The organism is Chryseobacterium sp. ZHDP1, from assembly GCF_018603435.1.
GTDB lineage: Bacteria > Bacteroidota > Bacteroidia > Flavobacteriales > Weeksellaceae > Chryseobacterium > Chryseobacterium indicum.
Genome location: NZ_CP075682.1, coordinates 308,520 through 326,057, shown reverse-complemented (window position 1 = coordinate 326,057; position 17,538 = coordinate 308,520). Strand labels below are relative to the sequence as shown.

Here is a 17,538-nt window from a genome sequence, read left to right as displayed (position 1 = left end):
TTTATTAATTCAGCTTGAAAAAGAAAAATGCAACGGCCGCCCATTCTTTTTTAATTCCGCTTGCATAACCGATGGTGGAATGACTACCGTTTTCTACCGTTCCGTTATCTTTTATATAACCAATGGTTGAATGGCTGCTGTTCTCTACGGTTCCGTCCTTTTTTACGTAGCCTACGGTAGAACTGTTTTTGTTCTGTATGGTACCGTCACTTTTAATATAACCGATTGTAGAATGACTGCTGTTTTCGATGGTTCCGTTGCTTGTAATATAACCTACTGTGGAATGGCTGCTGTTTTCAATGGTTCCGTTGCTTTTGATGTATCCTGCTGTACTGCGGCTTCCCGATTCTATGGTTTGTGCGCTTAATAGAGATAAGTTAAACAAAACAGCACAAACGAATAGTGTTTTTTTCATGGTTTTTAAAATTTTTAAATTCTTCGAAATATAGGAAGTTTTTATTGAACATGAAATACCACAGTAAAAAACGCACTGTAAATTAAAATACGAATTTTTACTTATGCCTTCTTTATCTTTCTGAAGGTTATTGATATCCTTCTCTTTCTTGGGATTGCTGTATTTTGCCATTGATCGTTTTTTACGGCTTTGATCCCATGTTTCCAAAGGTATCTTGCGTCTCCGCTGAGTAGAAGAATACTTCGGGGATTCAGTATTATTTCATGTTTTTCCGAATCTTTTGAAAACTGCATCACGCAGGAAGAAAGTAAGCTTACGGAAACTATTATGTCTTCAAAGCAAGGTACACAGTCTATATGGTTTGATATTCCCTGTCCCGGTTCGTATTCGTTGATGATGACCTGATCAAAAGACTGTTCTATATTAAAAGTTGCTTTAATCTTTTTTTCCAATTCAAAAAGCCAATCCGGAAGTTCACCTTTTCTTGAGTCCTGACTGATATTTTTCTTTTTGTAGTCGTAAATATAACCGTAATGCTGAACTCTTCGCTTCAGACTGCTATCCCACTCTTCTTTTTCAATCTGTGAAAGAATTGCTATTTCTTCGTCTGCACTTAAAAAATATTCCTTATAATAAAGACCTTTAATTATCTTATTCTCCATCTTCAATGGTTAAAATATATTGTAAAAAATCTGTAAAATCTTTATAAACCGGTTTGTATCCCGACTCCAATTCAATAGAAACCCAGATTGAATTTTCATTTTCCTGTGTGGCGTGATATCCGTAAAAAATTATCTCATCATGATGATCCTGATCTGCCAACAAATAAATATCCGCATCATTCAGTAACGGAGTGGTCAAAAGACTTGGATTCAGCCAGTCGTCAAAACCAAAAATCCCAATATCAAAACCGTCTCCATAAATATTGCAGCCTCCGTACTGACTTAAAAAATAAAAATAAGCATCGTCTTTTATAAATACTGCCTGCTTCATGATTCCCAGAGTTTCTTCTTCCCAGAGATTTTCTATTCTTTCTTTATTTAACGTTTCGAGCCTGTATTTTGAAGCGATTTGCTGCATGAGGTTGTCGACTTCAATAATTTTTTTAATCATAAATATTTTCAGAAATTAACCAATATGTATTAAATTTAAGTTCAAAGATTTTTCTGTTTTACTTTTATCAACATTTGCTTTTAAATACCTGTAAACTCATTAATTTTTTAATCACAAAGAAATACAATCTATTAATTTTCAATAATTTAATATATTTTCAAAATACAGGACAGATTCTTACCGCATATTTTTTCATTTAAACTCCTGAATAACAAAGGAATTTATTTTATTTTCCCTGTAACAGTCAGCAAGAAATTCATTATACCCTTCTAAATTTGTAAAAATTAATAGGTTTTGGAATTCCTTATCTTCAATAACGGACATTGCCCAATAAATTTCCTGTCCGATAAACCTGTCGACATCCTTCTGTTTTCCATCTGCAAATAAAGCATTAAGAGAACTTATTAAGCCTGCATTCAACGAATTGTATTCAAGAGGTTTCTTAAAAAAATCTGTAACAAGGCTGCAAATAAACTCATAGTATTTCTTTCTTAAAAATAAGCTTTTATCGCCGTCGTTGTTTGTAAATTCGTAAGTTTCTTCATTAATTCCTTCAATGATAAAGCTTACAATATCGTTCTCTTTTTTATAGCGAATATACCATTCCCGATATTGTTCGTTTGTTTTATTTTTTAAAAGATGCTTTATAGTCCAGTTATTCTCTATAATACAAATTGCCCAGTAGAAAGGCATTTCAGTAGTTATAATATACACGTCGTGATAATCTTCAAGTGTATTTAATAGATTTAAAAAATGTCTGTGAAACCCGTTTTCCGGCAACGGCTCTTCAAAAAAATCTGTAATTGTTGCACAGACGAGTTTGTAATATTTTCTTCTGAGAAAAACAGATTCATTACCAAATTCGTCGGTGTAAATGTATTGGTCTTCCATGGTTATTTTGATCAGAGACAGTTTTTTAAGTGTTTTACTCGAATATTTTTTATCTTATTCTATTATATCTTAATTTGTTAAAAATTCTATGAAATGTAAAAAAATAAACTATCAATAACGAGATAAGATCCTATTAAATCTGCTGTCGTTCTTATATTTTTCAATCATTGCATCATCAATCAGACTTTTATCCATTCCGAATTTTAAGGCAAGCTCAAGACTTTGGAAAAACCGCTCTTCTGATCCCATATCGAAAAGTATTTCCGCTTTTGTACCGTGATATAAACCAACTTCAGGTTCCAGATCTAATGCTTTATCGATATAATCCATACTTTTTTCTGTAAAACCTGCAGTCCGCAATTTATAAGCACGATTATTGTATGCGAGCGCTTTTTGTGTATTGGCTTCAATAGTGGTATCGTATAATGAAAAAGCATGATCTAAATTGCCTCTTTCCTGATATGAGAGTGCCAGATTCTCAATATCGTAACAGTAGTAGTTAACAACAGTATCAAGTCCTTCAATGGTATTTTCAATCAGGAAAGATAAAAATCCTTTGTTACCAACAATTTTGCTGGCTTCCTCAGTTTTCAAATAGTTTTTTATATAAACTGAATCTTCTATGTATTCGTCTTTTTCGTCAAAGATTAGCGAAATATCCAGTTCTTCAGGATTTTCGTATTCGTTAGTTTCATCATTAAAATAAAAATAATAGAATTCACTGTAAATATCTGAAATACTTTCTGAAGTAATCGCTGCATCGTGATAAAAGATCCGTATCTGTTTTCCGTTATCAGCAGTATCGAATGCAAAGTCATTCCCTGATCCGTCGGTCGCGAAATACATATATTTGTTTTTAACCTGCAGAGCGTAATATTCTTCGGAAATATTATCCAGCACATCGGATACAGATGATAATTGTATACCCAATCCAATGCTGTACTGACCGTATTTTTGGCACCACTCTATATAATCTTCAGGATAATTATGGCTTCTGAGGAGATCTATTTCGTCGGAATTAACACTTTTTTTCTCATTGATCCAGATTGGATTTTCGTAATCTGCATCATTTTTAAAAGCACTAATAAAATTGAAAAAATCATCAAAATTTTTAATTTTAGACAATTGATGTTTGTGCTTTTTTATCGCCTTTACCAAATTCTCAAGATTGGAGTTGAATTCTTCTTCGGTTTTTGCATTAAGCCCGTAATATCTTCCCATAAAACAAATATAATAAAAACAGGAAGATCGTTTAATCTTGTAGATTATTGTTTTTAAAAACTATAATATTCAGAATTTATACACTTCCGATTTTTCTGTTGTATTCAATTTTATTTCAAACATTATTACAATAAAAATTTACTCTCATTATTATTTTACCTCCAAGAATTCAAAACGTACTTTGTAAAATTCATTTCCATATCTTTTATTCGGTCTTCGAGAGCTGTAATTCCTTTTGTAAGATATTCCTTTTTTTCAGAATCAGTCAGCGTATGGATTGCATCAAAACCCGGTGCCGGAGTAGAAATCGGAACGGATAATTCAATGGTGTCGCCGTTTTTATAAATATAATAATACCAGTCTTTTTTTTCTAAAAGGTTTTTCATGATTATTTTTTATTGGTCTTAAAACATTAAAATATAATTTCCTTCATTCAGATCTAACCATCTATGATCTGATTTTTTCAGCCTCTTCAATATTGTATTCAATCCTCTTATCATCTTTTAATAAAGAACTGAAAACCTCAAAATATTCCTCAAACCTGTGTTTATCGTAATGAACGATAACCGGAAAAAGCTGACTTGCCTGATAGTATTTTTTATTTTTCAAAGCACTTTTCATCGCCTCTTCAATTTCTTTCAATAGCGGTTTGCAGTCTTTTTTCAACAGAAAATCTTTCAAACAGGATTCGAAAAACCTATCTCCGTAAATGCTTAAGAAATGTTTTACATAAGGATATAACTCCTGTTCTTCTTTTCCATTGAGTGTCGAAATGTATAATGCATCCACGATAACATCATACACATTATCTTCATTATAAATTCTGTGAGGTTCAAAGCTGTGCTTTTCATCCCATTTTTCAGAAATGAAACGGTCAAGCTGATGGAATCCTTCCGGAATTGCCCAAGCAACCAAAATAAGCATTACCTGATAAGAAATGTAGGCATTTTTATGATGAAGCAGAAGTTTCAGTTTTTCAACACGGTTTTCGTCTGTTTTACCGATCAGCTGCACTTCTGTAAGATCATAACCTTCTTCGCCATCTTCGCTGTAATAGTACAGCGTATCATATATTTCGTTTTCCAATTCTTATTAATTAAATAATTTATTTCAGTTAAAATATCCGTAATTTTAAGAGTTCCAGATCCGGATGTCTTCTAAAAAAAGCATATATCTTCCTGGTTGATATTCGCCGTAAGAAAATAAATAAATCAGATCATTTTTCTTCAGATAATATATTTCCAGTCGTTTTTCAGAAATATATTTTTCAATAATAATATTTATTCGTTTAAAGCTGTTTTCTTCCACCATCAGATCAAAACTTTCATGATCTATTTCTTTTTTCAGTTCTTTTAACGGATTGCCACAAAAATCGATCAACCTGATTTTCTGCCGATTAACTTCAAACACTTTGTTCACAGCTTCTCTTTCATCTCCATCAAAGAGAAGCTGTCTAAAACTTTCGGGTGATACATGATAATCAAATACTCCTCCGAAGATATCAATTAATAATTTTGCATATTCATCATTTTCGTAATCGAAATTTTTCACCGCCAAATGTCCTAAAGAATACCTTTTGTATAATTCGTTTTCAGAAAAAACAATAGTATTCTTTACTATTTTTTCATCAATATCCAGTAATTGATTATAGATGGAATGATACATTGGAATTTCAGGAAATAACTTAATTAGTTCCTCCGTTTTCTGTGTAGCCAGATTAAGGCTATCTCTATACACTTGTCTCATTTTTTCACTGTTCAGGCGGATGTACATTTCATTTGTTTTTTTAATTCTTCTACAGCAATAATATTTGTACAGTCATTTATCTTCACAGGATAAGCTTTGCTGAATTTCAGATCTTTAAAATCAAGATTCTGAAACTGACAGTCAGAAAAAATTAAGCCATCCACTTTTACCAACTGAAAATTTGAGCCAGAAATTATACAATTTCCAAAATAACTCCAGCCTAATTTTAAATTCTTAAAATGACAAAACTCCACGGAAGTATCATAAAACTCTGCTTTTGTTGTTTCACTTTCTAAAAAAATACAGTTTTGGAATCTACACTGGTGAAATTCACACTTTCTGAGATACGAATTTTCAAAATTGACCGAAGAAAAAACACAGTTAAAGAAAGAACTTCCGCCCAGATTTACATTTCGGAAAACTCCGTTTATAAATTTTGTATTACAAAACACAGCTGAATTTAAATTTTCATCAAATAATTCCATATTGCTCAACTCTTCATTTTCAACGTTCATCTGCTCTCCTCCTTTATCATGTATCCAATTTTTATGAAGCTGTATTTTAATTTTTATATTTTCCAAATCTTAAAATTGAAATTTTATTCTTTTTGAAAACTTAAGATATTCTAATTATCGCGTTATCTTTTATGATTTTTTAAAATATCTTTTTTACCGTTTTATCATTTGTAAACAAATCATTCCGAAATCATCACATTACTTCCTTTCGTATGCGCATTCATCTGCGGTGCGTAATAATTCTGGATCGTGGTAATTCCGTTCGAGAATCTTCCGGATGCATTGGCAACGTAATCATACTCAAAAACATATTTTCCTTTCGGCATCTGTTCAATATAGAAATTAGTGGAAGCATCTTTGGTCGACTGATAATAGCCCAAACCATTTTTCCACTGATACCCTGAAAGGACGTCCAAAGGCTCAAATCCTGCAGCTCTCATGTCTTTGATGTGAATGAATTCCATCGGTCGATCCGTGTTTAAAATCATTCGTACCGTCACTTTATCGCCTACTTTCAATGGAGTTTCAAAAGTGATTTCCTGCAATTCTTCCCCATTCACGGTTTTGATTTTTTTGTATAATTCTTTGGTAACCGAAATATGATTTTCGGAAGATTTAATTTTATCCAGATCTTCGTAATACTGCCAGAATAAACCTCCCTGAACAATTCCTGCTCCCGGTTTTGTGACGGTAACGGTGGCTAAATTCTTATCTAAAACATCCGATTTCACGGTAGATTTTACATAACCTGTCGCTTCAGTTTGCGGCTGAAGCTCTTTTCCGCCCCAAACAATCGTTGCTTTATCACTTTCCGCAGTCGTCCATGATTTTCCTGAATTTAAAATCGTAAAAATAACTTCCGAAGTTCCTCTTGAGTTTCCCCATGAATTCACTTCCTTCTGCGTGATCAGCCAGATTTTCATGTCTTCAATGAACTTCTGATCGTTGGTTTTTAATCTGTTAAATACTTCCAATGCTCCTGCATGATTCACCACTTTCGAGCTGAACCAGCCCCAGTCATCAAGATTCTGTTTCCAGTACACGCCCTGCGTTTTTGAATCTACGGAAGTTTCTTTTAAATAATTTAATAATTTATCTGAAACCTCTTTTAAACCATAATCATTCATCAGTAAAGCGGCACGATGCAGTCCGAAGAAGGTAAAATCTGTAATTTTCATCGTTTTTACTTTCTGTTTTACCAAAGATTTTAAAGTAGCTCCTTTTCCTTTTAACGGATATTGTTTTTCCCAGTAATTTCGCGTGTCGAGATAGTCTAAAGTCCAGTTATTGATTACATTTTCTTTTCCCGCACTGAGCGAAGTCGAAGTGTATTTTTCAATTTCATTGTCTACGTATTTGATCAGGTTGGAAACCATTTCATTCTGTTCTGAACTTTGGTAATCTTTTACGTTATCTTTCAGCCAGACATTGATTTTTCCTAAATTTTTAAGAATGTACAATGATGTGGAATATGAACTCGGATAACCTTTATACCACGAAAATCCTCCATCCGGATTCTGCAGTCTCTCTAAATCTTCCCAATCCTGATGAATTGAATTTTTCATTGAATTGACATCGAACAGCAAAGCCAGTTTCGACATCTGTTCTTCTTCATTTTTACTTTCCAGAACCCACGGTGTTTCTTCCAGTAACAACTGTTTCAGTTCCTGATTTTTTTCAAGACTGGAATTCAATAATCCTTTATTCTGATATTCTTCGAAAACGGTTTTCAGCTTCGGATTGGCTTTAAAGATTTCTGATGCCAAAACATCGGCAAACCATTTGTTAAAGATCACATCCGCTGAATTGTTCTGGTCATTTTTCAGGCTCGGAAGCGCAAACATGATTTCCCAGATTGGGTTGGTCGTGAGTTCCAGTGTATTGGAGACATTGGAAATCGTGCTTGAAGTCGCATTTTTAAGGTTTTCCAGTTCAAATGTTTTGGTTTCACCTTCTTTTACAAAAACCGGAACCGCATCGGTTACGAGCATTCTGTTGGGTAGAACCGCGATGGCTTTCTGTTCTCCATCGGAATATTGTCCTGCTTTTGCCACCACTTTTAAAATAATGGATGAAACATTCTCCGGAACTTTTATTTTCCATGTCAAGGCTGAGTTTCCGTTTTCATTCAGATCAAAGTTCTGAATGCCAGAATTTAACCCAAACTGAGACGAAATATCTTCATTGGTGAACGCATCCAGAATCTGCAATTGAGCCGAACCATTTAGTTTTTTGCTCGTTAGGTTAGATAGTTTGGACTGGAAATTCAGTTCATCCCCTTCTCTCAAAAATCTTGGGTAGTTTGGCGTTACCGAAAATTCTTTCTGCGTTACGACTTCTTTTTCCAGTGTTCCTGCTTTTGCGTCTTTCGTATGTGCCAAAAACATCAGCTTCCATTTTGTCAGTGCTTCAGGAGAAGTAAATTCGAAGCTTACATTGCCTTCGGAATCGGTTCTCAGATCCGGGTAGAAAAATGCGGTTTCGTTTAGGTTTTGGCGCACGGGAATATTTTCCAAAGGTTTATCATCTTTATCCATTATACCATCTCCATCGGTTCCATCATAATATTCTTTCTTTTCCTGCTCTGTAAGTTGTCTTCCTGAATTAAGAATATCAATTGCCGCATCATCCATTCTTACACTTGATAATTTCATTCTTGGAGACATTTCAGATTTAGGAGCTCTAGCTGGCTCTGAAAAAACTTTATTTTGCACAGATATTCCTGCAACCGCACCTTGTAAAGAATATATAAAGCTTCTATCGAACCAATTAAATTGAGGAACCTCTATATTATTTTCCTTGAAATATTGAATACTTTTCTGGTAATATTTTTGTCGCAGATAATCTCTTATATCGTATGATACTGTACTTATAAACGATGCATACAAAGTGTACCATTCATATCGATTAACAGTAAATTTATCCAAAGACATATCATACATATTCGCTAAAACTTCGGCGTTGATTTTCTCTTTCTCATTTCCTGAAATTTTTACAGACCATTTTTCTTTTGAATTCGGCTGAATTTTATCTCTGAAAGTAAGGGTTTCAATCGTTAAAGACTTATCGGTATCATCTATATCCAGATTTACAGATTCTGTCTGAACGTCATTAAAGGCAACTACCTGAAACTGTACATTCAAAATTCGTATATCTCTATCTTTTGGAATAGCTGCAGTATATTCCAGCATTCCGTTTTTGAAAGGCAGAACCTCAGAAACCGTTTTTCCTGAACCATTCTGTACAAAAATATTCAGAAGAGCGTTCGGAACCGAAGAATAAACCGTAAATGCAGCTTTTTCTCCTCTTTTCAGTTCTTTTTTGGACTGTACAACCGTCAGGAAAGTTTTTTGATCAGGTTTAAGCAATTTTTTATCCCAAACACTGAAATTCTGCAGCGTTTTTATCGTGTCTTTTCCTTCAATATTATACAGTTCCAACTGATAATCTCCGGCTTCCAGCTTTCCTAAGTCCAGATTGGTTGATGATTGTTGGTCGTTAGTTATTGGTTGCTGTGTTTTCTCAAGAATTACGGTTGATTTCCGGTTTTTAGGTTCATCATTTTTATCGTAAAAATCATGCGGAAATCTGCTGATGAATTCTTCTTTTGATAATTTTGGTAAATCCTGAACTTCCGATTTGAAATTCTGTCTGAAAATTGTGTCCGGAGAAACCAGTTTTGATAATTTTACCTGATACGATTTTTTAAGAAGCTGTTCGTTGTAATTTTTTGTTTCAACATTCAGTTTTACATTTTCATCAGAAAAAACATTCTTTATTTCATCAGCCTGAATATAATGAGAAACGGAAGCCACTTTCAACTGGGTATCTGCAGTCTGTGTCTCACCGTTAATATCAGTTACAGAGGCACTAATTTCATAATTATCAATCTGAATTCCTTCTACATTTTCGTCTTTTTCAGGATCAATTTTAATGATAAATTCTCCTTTTTCATTGGTTTTTGCTTCTCCTAAAACTGAGTTTTCATTATCATCATCATTTTGCGGATACCATGAAAAATATCTCCCGCGGATATTTCGTTTTTTAATTTCATAATTAACGGTTGTATTGCTTAAAGCAACTCCGGAAAACATCATGGCTTTTCCTTTCAGTTCTATCGTTTGTCCGTATTTGTATTCGTCTTTTACAGGATCGAGCGTCACTTCAAATTTCGGTCTTTTATATTCCTCCACTCTGAAATTTTTATACCCGTCATTTCCATCCGTTCTCATATAAAAAGTTCCGTTTAGTTTCCCTTTCGGAAGCACAAAACTTCCGTGATAAGAACCGAATTCATTGGTGGTAAATGTCTGCGAAGAAACTTCCTGTCCGTTGGTGTCGGTTAATGTAATTTTCTGTTTTAATCCGGCCACTACAGATTCTATATCTTTATCACGCTGTGTATTAATGACTTTAAAATAAACCGTCTGTCCCGGTCTGTAAATTGCCCTATCTGTGAAAATCTGCGCCTTACTGCGTATTGTTTCCGTATTCTGATCATTATTGTAGCCCCTTTCTCCATAGACTTCCATGATCTGAACATCATTGGTTTTTGGCTGTCGGATCAGGAATGTTCTGTAATAATCATTGTTTTTTGTTGCAGGAAATCTGAAAATACCATTATTATCAGTTTTACCATTTATTTTGGTTAAATTATTATTGGAAACAAATTCATAAAACGTAAGATTTTCGTTAATTACGGGTTGTCCGTTTTCACTGCTCACTAATTTTAATTGATTGGATAACTGATCTCTGTCTGTTTTTGACTGATAAATAATTCTGTTATCCGAAACCAGAAAATAAAAGTCTTTTTCCGCTTCGGCTTCATTGTCGCTGATTCCGGCAACGTTGTATTCGGCAAGATAAATTCCCGGCGGAAGAGATTGTATTTCTAAGGACGTTTTATGATTCTTAAAATCTTTCGGATCATCCAGTTTGTACGCTTCTTTCCTAACCAGATTTTTTTTAATCTTATTAAATTTAGTAGAATACGAGCTTTTGGCGTACTGCAAAAAAGTAGTGAGATCCTCTTTTACTTCATAAATATTAATTGAAAAGGTGGAAACATTTTTATATTCTGCTACAAAATGAATCGGCTTATTGCTTTGGGTCTGCTGTTCATATTTAATATTCAGAAACGGATTTAAGATCTGATTTTCTTTATTTTTAATATTATCAATAAAAGGAGATTTGGGATACTGCTTTTTTGCTTGATCCGCAATTGCAAGAGCTTCTTTTTCCTTTTTTTGGGAAAGCAACTGTTCCATTATATCTTCCATGATCAGAACTTTATAATCGCCTTCCGTTTCCGTTTTCAAAAGGTTTTGAAGCTGAGTCGGACGATCTTTACACAGTGTGAGATTACAGTTGGCCTGCAATTTTTTATGCATGAAATACAATTTGGGATTGCCCAAATTCTGCGCTATCAGATCATCATAGATCGTGTTAATCTTTATTTGATTTTCCGTAAGTTCATTTTTGGTAAAGAGACCATTATCAGAAAGAAATTCGATCTTTTTGGTCGAATACCAATCCCATAAAGTCGGGAAATAGGAAATATAATCGTTGTATGAAAAAGCTTTCTCATATTTTATAAGAGAAATTTTTCTCATTTTATCTTTTTGCAGATCAAGTTCCTGATATTTTTTATTCAGATAATTTTTAAAATCAAGCTTGCTCCATGTCTCGATCTGCGAGAGATCCTGAGAATTGATATTGGTACGCTGTTCGATCTCCCAAGAATGTTGGTTGTAATAATCGAGGAAAAAACCGTTCAGCAGAACTTCAAATAATATCCTGTCATCGTCTTTCAGTTGTTTTTTTACATCACTCAGTTTTTTGAAAAGCCTGCTTACGGAATCGTTCTTTTCATCGTCCTGTGTTTGGTTTACGATACTGAATTCTGCCTTTAAAGACTGGATAAGCTGTAAAGTATTGTTATCTTTCATCGCCTGTTTCTGTATTTCTGAAATGATGGGAAGATTAGATTTATACGCTCCTTTCTGGGAATTTGCTGATATTTTTTTCCATTGCTCTTCATAATATTTCTGGGCAAAAATCTCCGAAAAATTCAGCAGGAGAAGCAAAAGCATAAAAATCTTGGAAAATCTTTTCATATATGTTATTTTTGATAAATGAATTTCTTAAAAGTACTGAAAAAATCCGTTATAGATAGTCAGTTTTACGTATCCTTAACGGGAACTCTTTTTGCAGTATTTTTCATGCTGGAGCAAAATACGTTCCGCTATCCGACGGTTTTCCTTCTTTTCATAACGTATTTCAGCGGTTATCTGTATACCAAATACCAGAAAACAAAGCATTTCTTTAAAATTTTAATTGTCAATGCTTTTGCGGGAATTATCTGTGCTTTTTTAATTATTCATAACCATAATGAAGTACGGTTGATGAAATGGTTTGTCATCGTTGTTTTAGGTTTACTGTACAACAGCTTTTTTCTCGATGTTTATATCAGGAAAATTCCTCTGCTGAAGGTATTTTATGTAGGATTGGTCTGGGGACTGATGAATTGCTGGCTTAGCCTTCCGGAATTCAGTATTCCCATCTTTCTGATCAGTTTTTTCTTCATTACGGCTTTGGTTTTACCTTTCGACATTCGGGACATGAATGTAGATACCGTGAAAACGTTTCCCACGATGATCGGCATTCAGAATACGAAATATCTGGCTTATCTGCTTATTTTTATCAGCAATATTCTGTCTGTTTTTTATCTTGAATTCAATTATGCTCTTGCTTTTTTTCTTTCAAGCATCATTACGCATATTTTCATCTATTTCTCTGAAAATGAAAGAGATGATGTGTATTTTTCCTTCGGGGTAGAAACTTGTTCGGCACTTCCCTTTTTATTTTTAGGAATAATGAAGTATTTTTGACGAATGATTATCAAGAAGCTTTCCCTGTACAATTTTAAGAACCACACCGAGAAAAAATTCGAATTTTCTCCGCAAATCAACTGCTTTGTAGGGAATAACGGCGTGGGAAAAACCAATATTCTGGATGCGCTTCATTATCTTTCCGTAGGCAAAAGTTTTTTGGGAAATACAGATCTCAACAATATTAAAAATGACGAAGATTTCTTCACGATAGATGCTGAAATTCAGAATGATGACAGTGAGGATAACATCAAAGTACTTCAGCCTAAAGAAGCAAAAAAAGTCATTAAGAAAAACGATAAGAGCTACGACAGAATGGCGGATCACATCGGCTATTTACCCAGTGTGATGATTTCGCCGTACGATTCAAATTTAATTTCGGATTCGGGAGAAAGCAGAAGAAAATTTCTGGATTCGATGATCTCACAAACGGATTCTGAGTATCTTTTTGATTTAATTCAGTACCAGAAAACGATTCAGCAGAGAAATGCTTTGCTAAAATATTTCTCCAAAAATAGGGTTTGGGATAAAGATTCGCTGGAAATCTATGATGATCCGATCATTAAATTCGGAACCAAAATCTTTACTAAAAGAAAAACATTCGTTGAAAAGTTAAATCCGATTGTTCAGAATTTTTACAGGATTATTTCCGGAGGAAAGGAAACGGTTTCTGTGCTTTATGAGTCTCATTTGCTTGAAAATTCCTTTGAAAATCTGCTAAAGGAAAGTCTGGAAAGAGACCGAATGCTGACTTATACTTCGAAAGGAATTCACAAGGATGATCTTCTTTTTGAAATGGATTCCGTTTTAATTAAGAAAATAGGTTCTCAGGGACAGCAGAAATCCTTCTTAATCTCTTTGAAACTGGCACAAATGAGCCTGATAAAAGAGTTAACAAAGAAAACGCCTATTCTTTTGCTGGATGATATTTTTGATAAACTGGACGACAGCCGTGTTTCTCAATTGATAGAACTGGTGAATCAGGAGAATTTCGGACAGATTTTTATTACGGATACACATCGTGAACGCACGGAAAGTGTGGTGAAGAAGATTAATGAAGAAAGTATCATTTTTGAGATTTAAGCCATGAAAAATATACTGTTTTTATTCTTTGCTTTTTGTTCTTGTTTTCATTCAGGTCAAAAGAAGAAAAATGCGAAAGACTTGCCTGATGATTATGCTTTTTCAGAAGGTGAAATCAATAAAAATTATCAGCCGGTTTCATTCGGTCAGAGAATAAAAAACTATCCTTTTAATAAAGCAAGTAAAATCAAAATCGTTTCTTATAACTTAAATTTTAAAAAGAGTTCAGGCTATATACCACCTCCACCGCCGCCAAAAACAAAAGAAGATTCTGTAAAATTGAACGAATTTTATAATCTTCCCAAGTCCATAGATTTTAGAGAGATTATAGAAAATCAATCTGAAAAAGAAATTGAAGAATCTAAAACTCTGAATTTAGAAGAAATATCAAAACTCAGTCATATTATTTTTAATACCTGTAATAAACATGTTATCACCATGTTTTCTCAGTCAGGATGCTTTTTCCCAAGAAATGCCATTGTTTTTTATGATGAAAACGACAGAATATTCGAAATAATTGAAATTTGCTTTGAGTGCGGAAATGTAGAAAGCTATCCTTCAAAATTTTTCAACTGGAAAAAAGCCTGTGAATTTATATATCCTGAATTAGAAAAATTTTTCCAAAGCAAAGGTTTGCAAACACAATACATCAGTAAATAATGAAGAAGAAAAAACGTGAATTCCAGTCCTCAGAACTTGTAAAATCTTTTGCCAAAATTCATGGTTTTGAGCATAAACTTTTAGCTTTTGAGATTAAAGATTTTCTTTCGGATTATCTTGATGAAAGCCTTTTCAACGAAATACAGAGTGTAAATATTGAAAACAAATGCGTTTTTATAAAAATAAACTCGCCGCTTTTGAAGCATGATTTCCAGATGCGTAAAAGCTTTTTCCTGAGAAAATTTCAGGATAAATTCGGTGTGGAGAAGTTTGATGATCTTCAGATATTGTAAAATTTTACTCTTCTTCAGATTTTGCCGTTTTTGTACTACTCATCAGTTCGTCTGCTCTTTTATCAAGACCGGATCGTATCGGAAGGAAAAATTTCAGCGGGTGCTTTAAAAAATACCTGAAAATTCCTTTGTACAGTTCTCCTACCTGTCCGAAATTCAGTTTTCTGGATCTGAAAGCCAGAAACATAGACAGACTGAAACTTACCAGAAAATTGAAAAACCCGATCAGGAAAACCGTTATCAGAGAAATGAAAAAGGTATAAGAATCAATTGTGAAATCTTTGCCGTACAATCCCAAAGCTAAATTTCCTGCCGCAAAAGTAATGTGGCGAATATCAAGATCCAGTCCCAGGAATAATCCTACCGGAGCTGTTGCCCCAAGAAATACACCAAACCAGAAGTTGGATACAATTCCGGGCCAGTTTTTAGCGTAATATTTGGATAATCCTTTAGCGAAATTTTTACCGAACAATCGGCTGATGGAAATATTTTTAGCAATTCTTTCCGGAATCTGATAAAATACCGAGTTGTTTCCGATATTTCCTGAAATAATCCCTGAAATAAAAAGATAAAATCCGGCAATACACGCATGAAGAATGGCTTTGGATTTAAAGGGATCTAAATCTTTCAGCAATTTATCTGATCTTTCTATGGCTAAATTTTGTGAGAAAAATACATCAAGTCCGTAAATAATCAGCAAAGCAACAGGAAAGGAAAGCAAAACATTTCCGACAAAAGCAATAAACTGGCTTCTGAATAATTTGGAAACCAAATGGGCAAACTCTGTACTGCTGCTTTTGATATTTCCTTCTTCAGCAAGCACTTTCGTCATTGTTGCCGCCGTCATGGCTGGCTGTTTTGTTGCTAAAGTGAAACCCATGAGATAAATCATCACAAACCCCATCGCATAATTCATGGAATACAAAAAGGCATGGGAAAAATCGCTTCCGGGAATGTATCCGTACAGCATTTTCAGTACGCACAATGCACCTACAATAATTCCTCCTCCACTCGCTTTGTAGAACATCGTCATGTACTCTTTCCGACTTGAAGTAATGTAATGGGTTCCTGTTTCAGCAGTGTGATTCGTGATCAGATGCGAAATCAGCCTTGTACTGTCGTTGATGAGTTCAGAAATATTATTCCTGTGAGATTTATAGCTTAAAATATTAAAAACCAACTGTTTGGAATTCAATAAAACATCTTTCTCCTCATCAATAACCAAAAGCTGAATGATTTCAAAAATTCTTTGTACCTGTTGGCGGATTTTAAGCAGCGACTGATTGATTTTCCCCGAAATTCCGTATTTGGAAGAGTTTTTAAAGGCAATATTTACAAATTCCAGACATTGTTCAATGTAAATTTTAATCTGCTTGTAACGGCTGTTTCTAGAACTAAGCTGAAGCTGATTGTCTTTTTCGAAATCGGCAGCCAATTCTTCAAGCTCGTTCTGAAGGGCAAGGAAAGGATTATCAAACTTTCTGTATTCAGGAGCCATTCTTACCACCTCAACTTCCATCGCTGCCCCTGTAACGCGCCATGAAAGGATGTTCATAGAAAACAGCATTTCTTTTTTCACTTCCGGACTGACGATAAAATCTGAAATTTCCAGCAATCTGAAAAGTTCATCTATTTCATTTTCAGGAAGATTATGAAAGAAACTCAGATCTTTTTTCGGAGTAAGACTTACATTATCAATCATATACCAGATCGTATTTTCGTTAACGACCGGTGGAAGCACTTTATTCAGAATTCTTTTTTTAAGCTCCGGAATAAAGGCATTTTCCGATAAAATATTGGCTTCTGTAAGCGATAAGTTGAATGCTTTTCCTTTAAAAATATTTTGAAGGTAATATTTAAAATTCTCAAGAATTTCAGTATTTGCTCTGAAAAAGCTGAGAAGATCTGCAAAATCTGACTTTTTTACGCTTTCTAAAATTTCGGCAAACGGATCGAGCGAAAGTGTTTCATTCCTAAAAGAAAAATATTTTTTAAGAGCAGACTCAAAACTTGTGCTGGAATTAAAGAGTTTCATTGGTGCAAAGATACTATTTCAGACTCACATTCCTCATCTGTCTCATGATCCAGTTGTGCTTCTTTTTCAGATATGGGGATGGATTCTTGGGATCGTATTTTTTAGGGTTGGGTAAAACGGCTGCAATCCATGCTGCTTCAGAGGTGGTAAGATCTTTGGATGATTTTCCGAAATAATATTCTGAAGCCGCTTCTATCCCGAAAACACCCTGTCCCATTTCTATGGAATTCAGGTATCTTTCCAGAATGATGTCTTTATTCCAGACTTTTTCGATGATGAAGGTATACACTGCTTCCAGTCCTTTTCTGATCCAGCTTCTGCCCTGCCAAAGAAAGATATTTTTTGCCGTCTGCTGAGAAATCGTACTTCCTCCTTTTAATTTTTTTCCTTTTTCGTTGTTTTTCATGGCTTTTTCAATCGCCTGATAATCGAAACCATCATGATCGAAAAATTTCTGATCTTCGGAAGCAATTACTGCTTTTTTTACATTACTTCCCATTTCATCATAGGAAATATAGTCTCTCTGCAATCTTCCGTATTCGAAGAGTCCTCCAATCTGGGTAAGCGTAATGGGAGGATTGAAAAATCTTCCCCAGACAATAAAAACTACGTTAAGAATAAGAAGGACGAATATAATCTGTTTAATTTTTTTCCACATAATTTTAAAAAGAAAGTC

The 17,538-nt window shown here is 34.1% G+C and carries 16 protein-coding genes; 4 read left to right on the top strand and 12 right to left on the bottom strand.

The genetic code is table 11. The features are described 5' to 3' along the window. Positions 1-4 precede the first annotated feature (4 nt). The 10 genes from KKI44_RS01490 to KKI44_RS01445 all read right to left on the bottom strand — a co-directional run bounded on the left by KKI44_RS01490 (position 5) and on the right by KKI44_RS01445 (position 12,017). Positions 5-415: a 5-fold beta-flower protein gene (locus KKI44_RS01490; protein WP_214589527.1), complete on the bottom strand. Its 411-nt coding sequence runs from the start codon at positions 413-415 to the stop codon at positions 5-7. A 101-nt stretch (positions 416-516) separates the two neighbouring features. Next, positions 517-1,077, bottom strand: coding sequence for an alpha-ketoglutarate-dependent dioxygenase AlkB (locus tag KKI44_RS01485; RefSeq protein WP_214589526.1), 561 nt, complete (start codon positions 1,075-1,077; stop codon positions 517-519). Then, complete coding sequence (locus tag KKI44_RS01480) at positions 1,067-1,528, bottom strand: hypothetical protein (RefSeq protein ID WP_214589525.1); 462 nt, start codon at positions 1,526-1,528, stop codon at positions 1,067-1,069. The genes KKI44_RS01485 and KKI44_RS01480 overlap by 11 nt, the downstream gene beginning before the upstream one ends. A 192-nt stretch (positions 1,529-1,720) precedes the next feature. Beyond that, positions 1,721-2,419 carry a hypothetical protein gene (locus KKI44_RS01475; RefSeq protein WP_214589524.1) on the bottom strand — a complete coding sequence of 233 codons (699 nt, stop codon included), beginning with the start codon at positions 2,417-2,419 and terminating at the stop codon, positions 1,721-1,723. A 111-nt stretch (positions 2,420-2,530) separates the two neighbouring features. Beyond that, positions 2,531-3,640: a hypothetical protein gene (locus KKI44_RS01470; RefSeq protein WP_214589523.1), complete on the bottom strand. Its 1,110-nt coding sequence runs from the start codon at positions 3,638-3,640 to the stop codon at positions 2,531-2,533. Between the two features lie 155 nt (positions 3,641-3,795). Continuing rightward, complete coding sequence (locus tag KKI44_RS01465; RefSeq protein WP_214589522.1) at positions 3,796-4,026, bottom strand: hypothetical protein; 231 nt, start codon at positions 4,024-4,026, stop codon at positions 3,796-3,798. Positions 4,027-4,087: 61 nt separating this feature from the next. Then, positions 4,088-4,726 (bottom strand): hypothetical protein, encoded by a 639-nt coding sequence (locus tag KKI44_RS01460; protein WP_214589521.1) that lies wholly within the window; start codon positions 4,724-4,726, stop codon positions 4,088-4,090. A gap of 45 nt (positions 4,727-4,771) precedes the next feature. Next, positions 4,772-5,386 carry an immunity protein Tsi6 family protein gene (locus KKI44_RS01455; protein ID WP_214589520.1) on the bottom strand — a complete coding sequence of 205 codons (615 nt, stop codon included), beginning with the start codon at positions 5,384-5,386 and terminating at the stop codon, positions 4,772-4,774. An 11-nt stretch (positions 5,387-5,397) separates the two neighbouring features. Further along, positions 5,398-5,967 (bottom strand): pentapeptide repeat-containing protein, encoded by a 570-nt coding sequence (locus KKI44_RS01450; protein WP_214589519.1) that lies wholly within the window; start codon positions 5,965-5,967, stop codon positions 5,398-5,400. 113 nt (positions 5,968-6,080) lie between these two features. Further along, positions 6,081-12,017 carry an alpha-2-macroglobulin family protein gene (locus tag KKI44_RS01445; RefSeq protein ID WP_214589518.1) on the bottom strand — a complete coding sequence of 1,979 codons (5,937 nt, stop codon included), beginning with the start codon at positions 12,015-12,017 and terminating at the stop codon, positions 6,081-6,083. An 18-nt stretch (positions 12,018-12,035) separates the two neighbouring features. Here KKI44_RS01445 and KKI44_RS01440 point away from each other — a divergent pair, with 18 nt between their 5' ends. Genes KKI44_RS01440 through KKI44_RS01425 form a run of 4 tightly spaced genes read left to right on the top strand, consistent with a single transcriptional unit; the run spans position 12,036 to position 14,827 of the window. Beyond that, positions 12,036-12,791, top strand: coding sequence for a hypothetical protein (locus KKI44_RS01440; protein ID WP_214589517.1), 756 nt, complete (start codon positions 12,036-12,038; stop codon positions 12,789-12,791). Positions 12,792-12,794: 3 nt separating this feature from the next. Next, a complete protein-coding gene (gene recF, locus KKI44_RS01435) occupies positions 12,795-13,874 on the top strand; it encodes a DNA replication/repair protein RecF (protein ID WP_214589516.1) in 1,080 nt (359 codons plus the stop codon). Between the two features lie 3 nt (positions 13,875-13,877). Further along, positions 13,878-14,534: a hypothetical protein gene (locus KKI44_RS01430; RefSeq protein WP_214589515.1), complete on the top strand. Its 657-nt coding sequence runs from the start codon at positions 13,878-13,880 to the stop codon at positions 14,532-14,534. Continuing rightward, complete coding sequence (locus KKI44_RS01425; protein WP_108411556.1) at positions 14,534-14,827, top strand: hypothetical protein; 294 nt, start codon at positions 14,534-14,536, stop codon at positions 14,825-14,827. Before KKI44_RS01430 ends, KKI44_RS01425 begins: the two co-directional genes overlap by 1 nt. Before the next feature lie 4 nt (positions 14,828-14,831). Here the strand turns inward: KKI44_RS01425 and KKI44_RS01420 are convergent, their stop codons facing one another. Then, on the bottom strand, positions 14,832-16,862 hold the full coding sequence (locus KKI44_RS01420) for a site-specific recombinase (protein ID WP_214589514.1): 2,031 nt from the start codon (positions 16,860-16,862) through the stop codon (positions 14,832-14,834). 13 nt (positions 16,863-16,875) lie between these two features. Continuing rightward, positions 16,876-17,520: a monofunctional biosynthetic peptidoglycan transglycosylase gene (gene mtgA, locus KKI44_RS01415; RefSeq protein WP_214589513.1), complete on the bottom strand. Its 645-nt coding sequence runs from the start codon at positions 17,518-17,520 to the stop codon at positions 16,876-16,878. Positions 17,521-17,538: the final 18 nt, after the last annotated feature.

What these genes read in the sequence shown, in the direction of transcription:
- KKI44_RS01490 (WP_214589527.1), bottom strand. Translation starts at nt 415, where the DNA reads ATGAAAAAAACACTATTCGTTTGTGCTGTTTTGTTTAACTTATCTCTA.
- KKI44_RS01485 (WP_214589526.1), bottom strand. Translation starts at nt 1,077, where the DNA reads ATGGAGAATAAGATAATTAAAGGTCTTTATTATAAGGAATATTTTTTA.
- KKI44_RS01480 (WP_214589525.1), bottom strand. Translation starts at nt 1,528, where the DNA reads ATGATTAAAAAAATTATTGAAGTCGACAACCTCATGCAGCAAATCGCT.
- KKI44_RS01475 (WP_214589524.1), bottom strand. Translation starts at nt 2,419, where the DNA reads ATGGAAGACCAATACATTTACACCGACGAATTTGGTAATGAATCTGTT.
- KKI44_RS01470 (WP_214589523.1), bottom strand. Translation starts at nt 3,640, where the DNA reads ATGGGAAGATATTACGGGCTTAATGCAAAAACCGAAGAAGAATTCAAC.
- KKI44_RS01465 (WP_214589522.1), bottom strand. Translation starts at nt 4,026, where the DNA reads ATGAAAAACCTTTTAGAAAAAAAAGACTGGTATTATTATATTTATAAA.
- KKI44_RS01455 (WP_214589520.1), bottom strand. Translation starts at nt 5,386, where the DNA reads ATGAGACAAGTGTATAGAGATAGCCTTAATCTGGCTACACAGAAAACG.
- KKI44_RS01445 (WP_214589518.1), bottom strand. Translation starts at nt 12,017, where the DNA reads ATGAAAAGATTTTCCAAGATTTTTATGCTTTTGCTTCTCCTGCTGAAT.
- KKI44_RS01440 (WP_214589517.1), top strand. Translation starts at nt 12,036, where the DNA reads ATGAATTTCTTAAAAGTACTGAAAAAATCCGTTATAGATAGTCAGTTT.
- recF (WP_214589516.1), top strand. Translation starts at nt 12,795, where the DNA reads ATGATTATCAAGAAGCTTTCCCTGTACAATTTTAAGAACCACACCGAG.
- KKI44_RS01430 (WP_214589515.1), top strand. Translation starts at nt 13,878, where the DNA reads ATGAAAAATATACTGTTTTTATTCTTTGCTTTTTGTTCTTGTTTTCAT.
- KKI44_RS01425 (WP_108411556.1), top strand. Translation starts at nt 14,534, where the DNA reads ATGAAGAAGAAAAAACGTGAATTCCAGTCCTCAGAACTTGTAAAATCT.
- KKI44_RS01420 (WP_214589514.1), bottom strand. Translation starts at nt 16,862, where the DNA reads ATGAAACTCTTTAATTCCAGCACAAGTTTTGAGTCTGCTCTTAAAAAA.
- mtgA (WP_214589513.1), bottom strand. Translation starts at nt 17,520, where the DNA reads ATGTGGAAAAAAATTAAACAGATTATATTCGTCCTTCTTATTCTTAAC.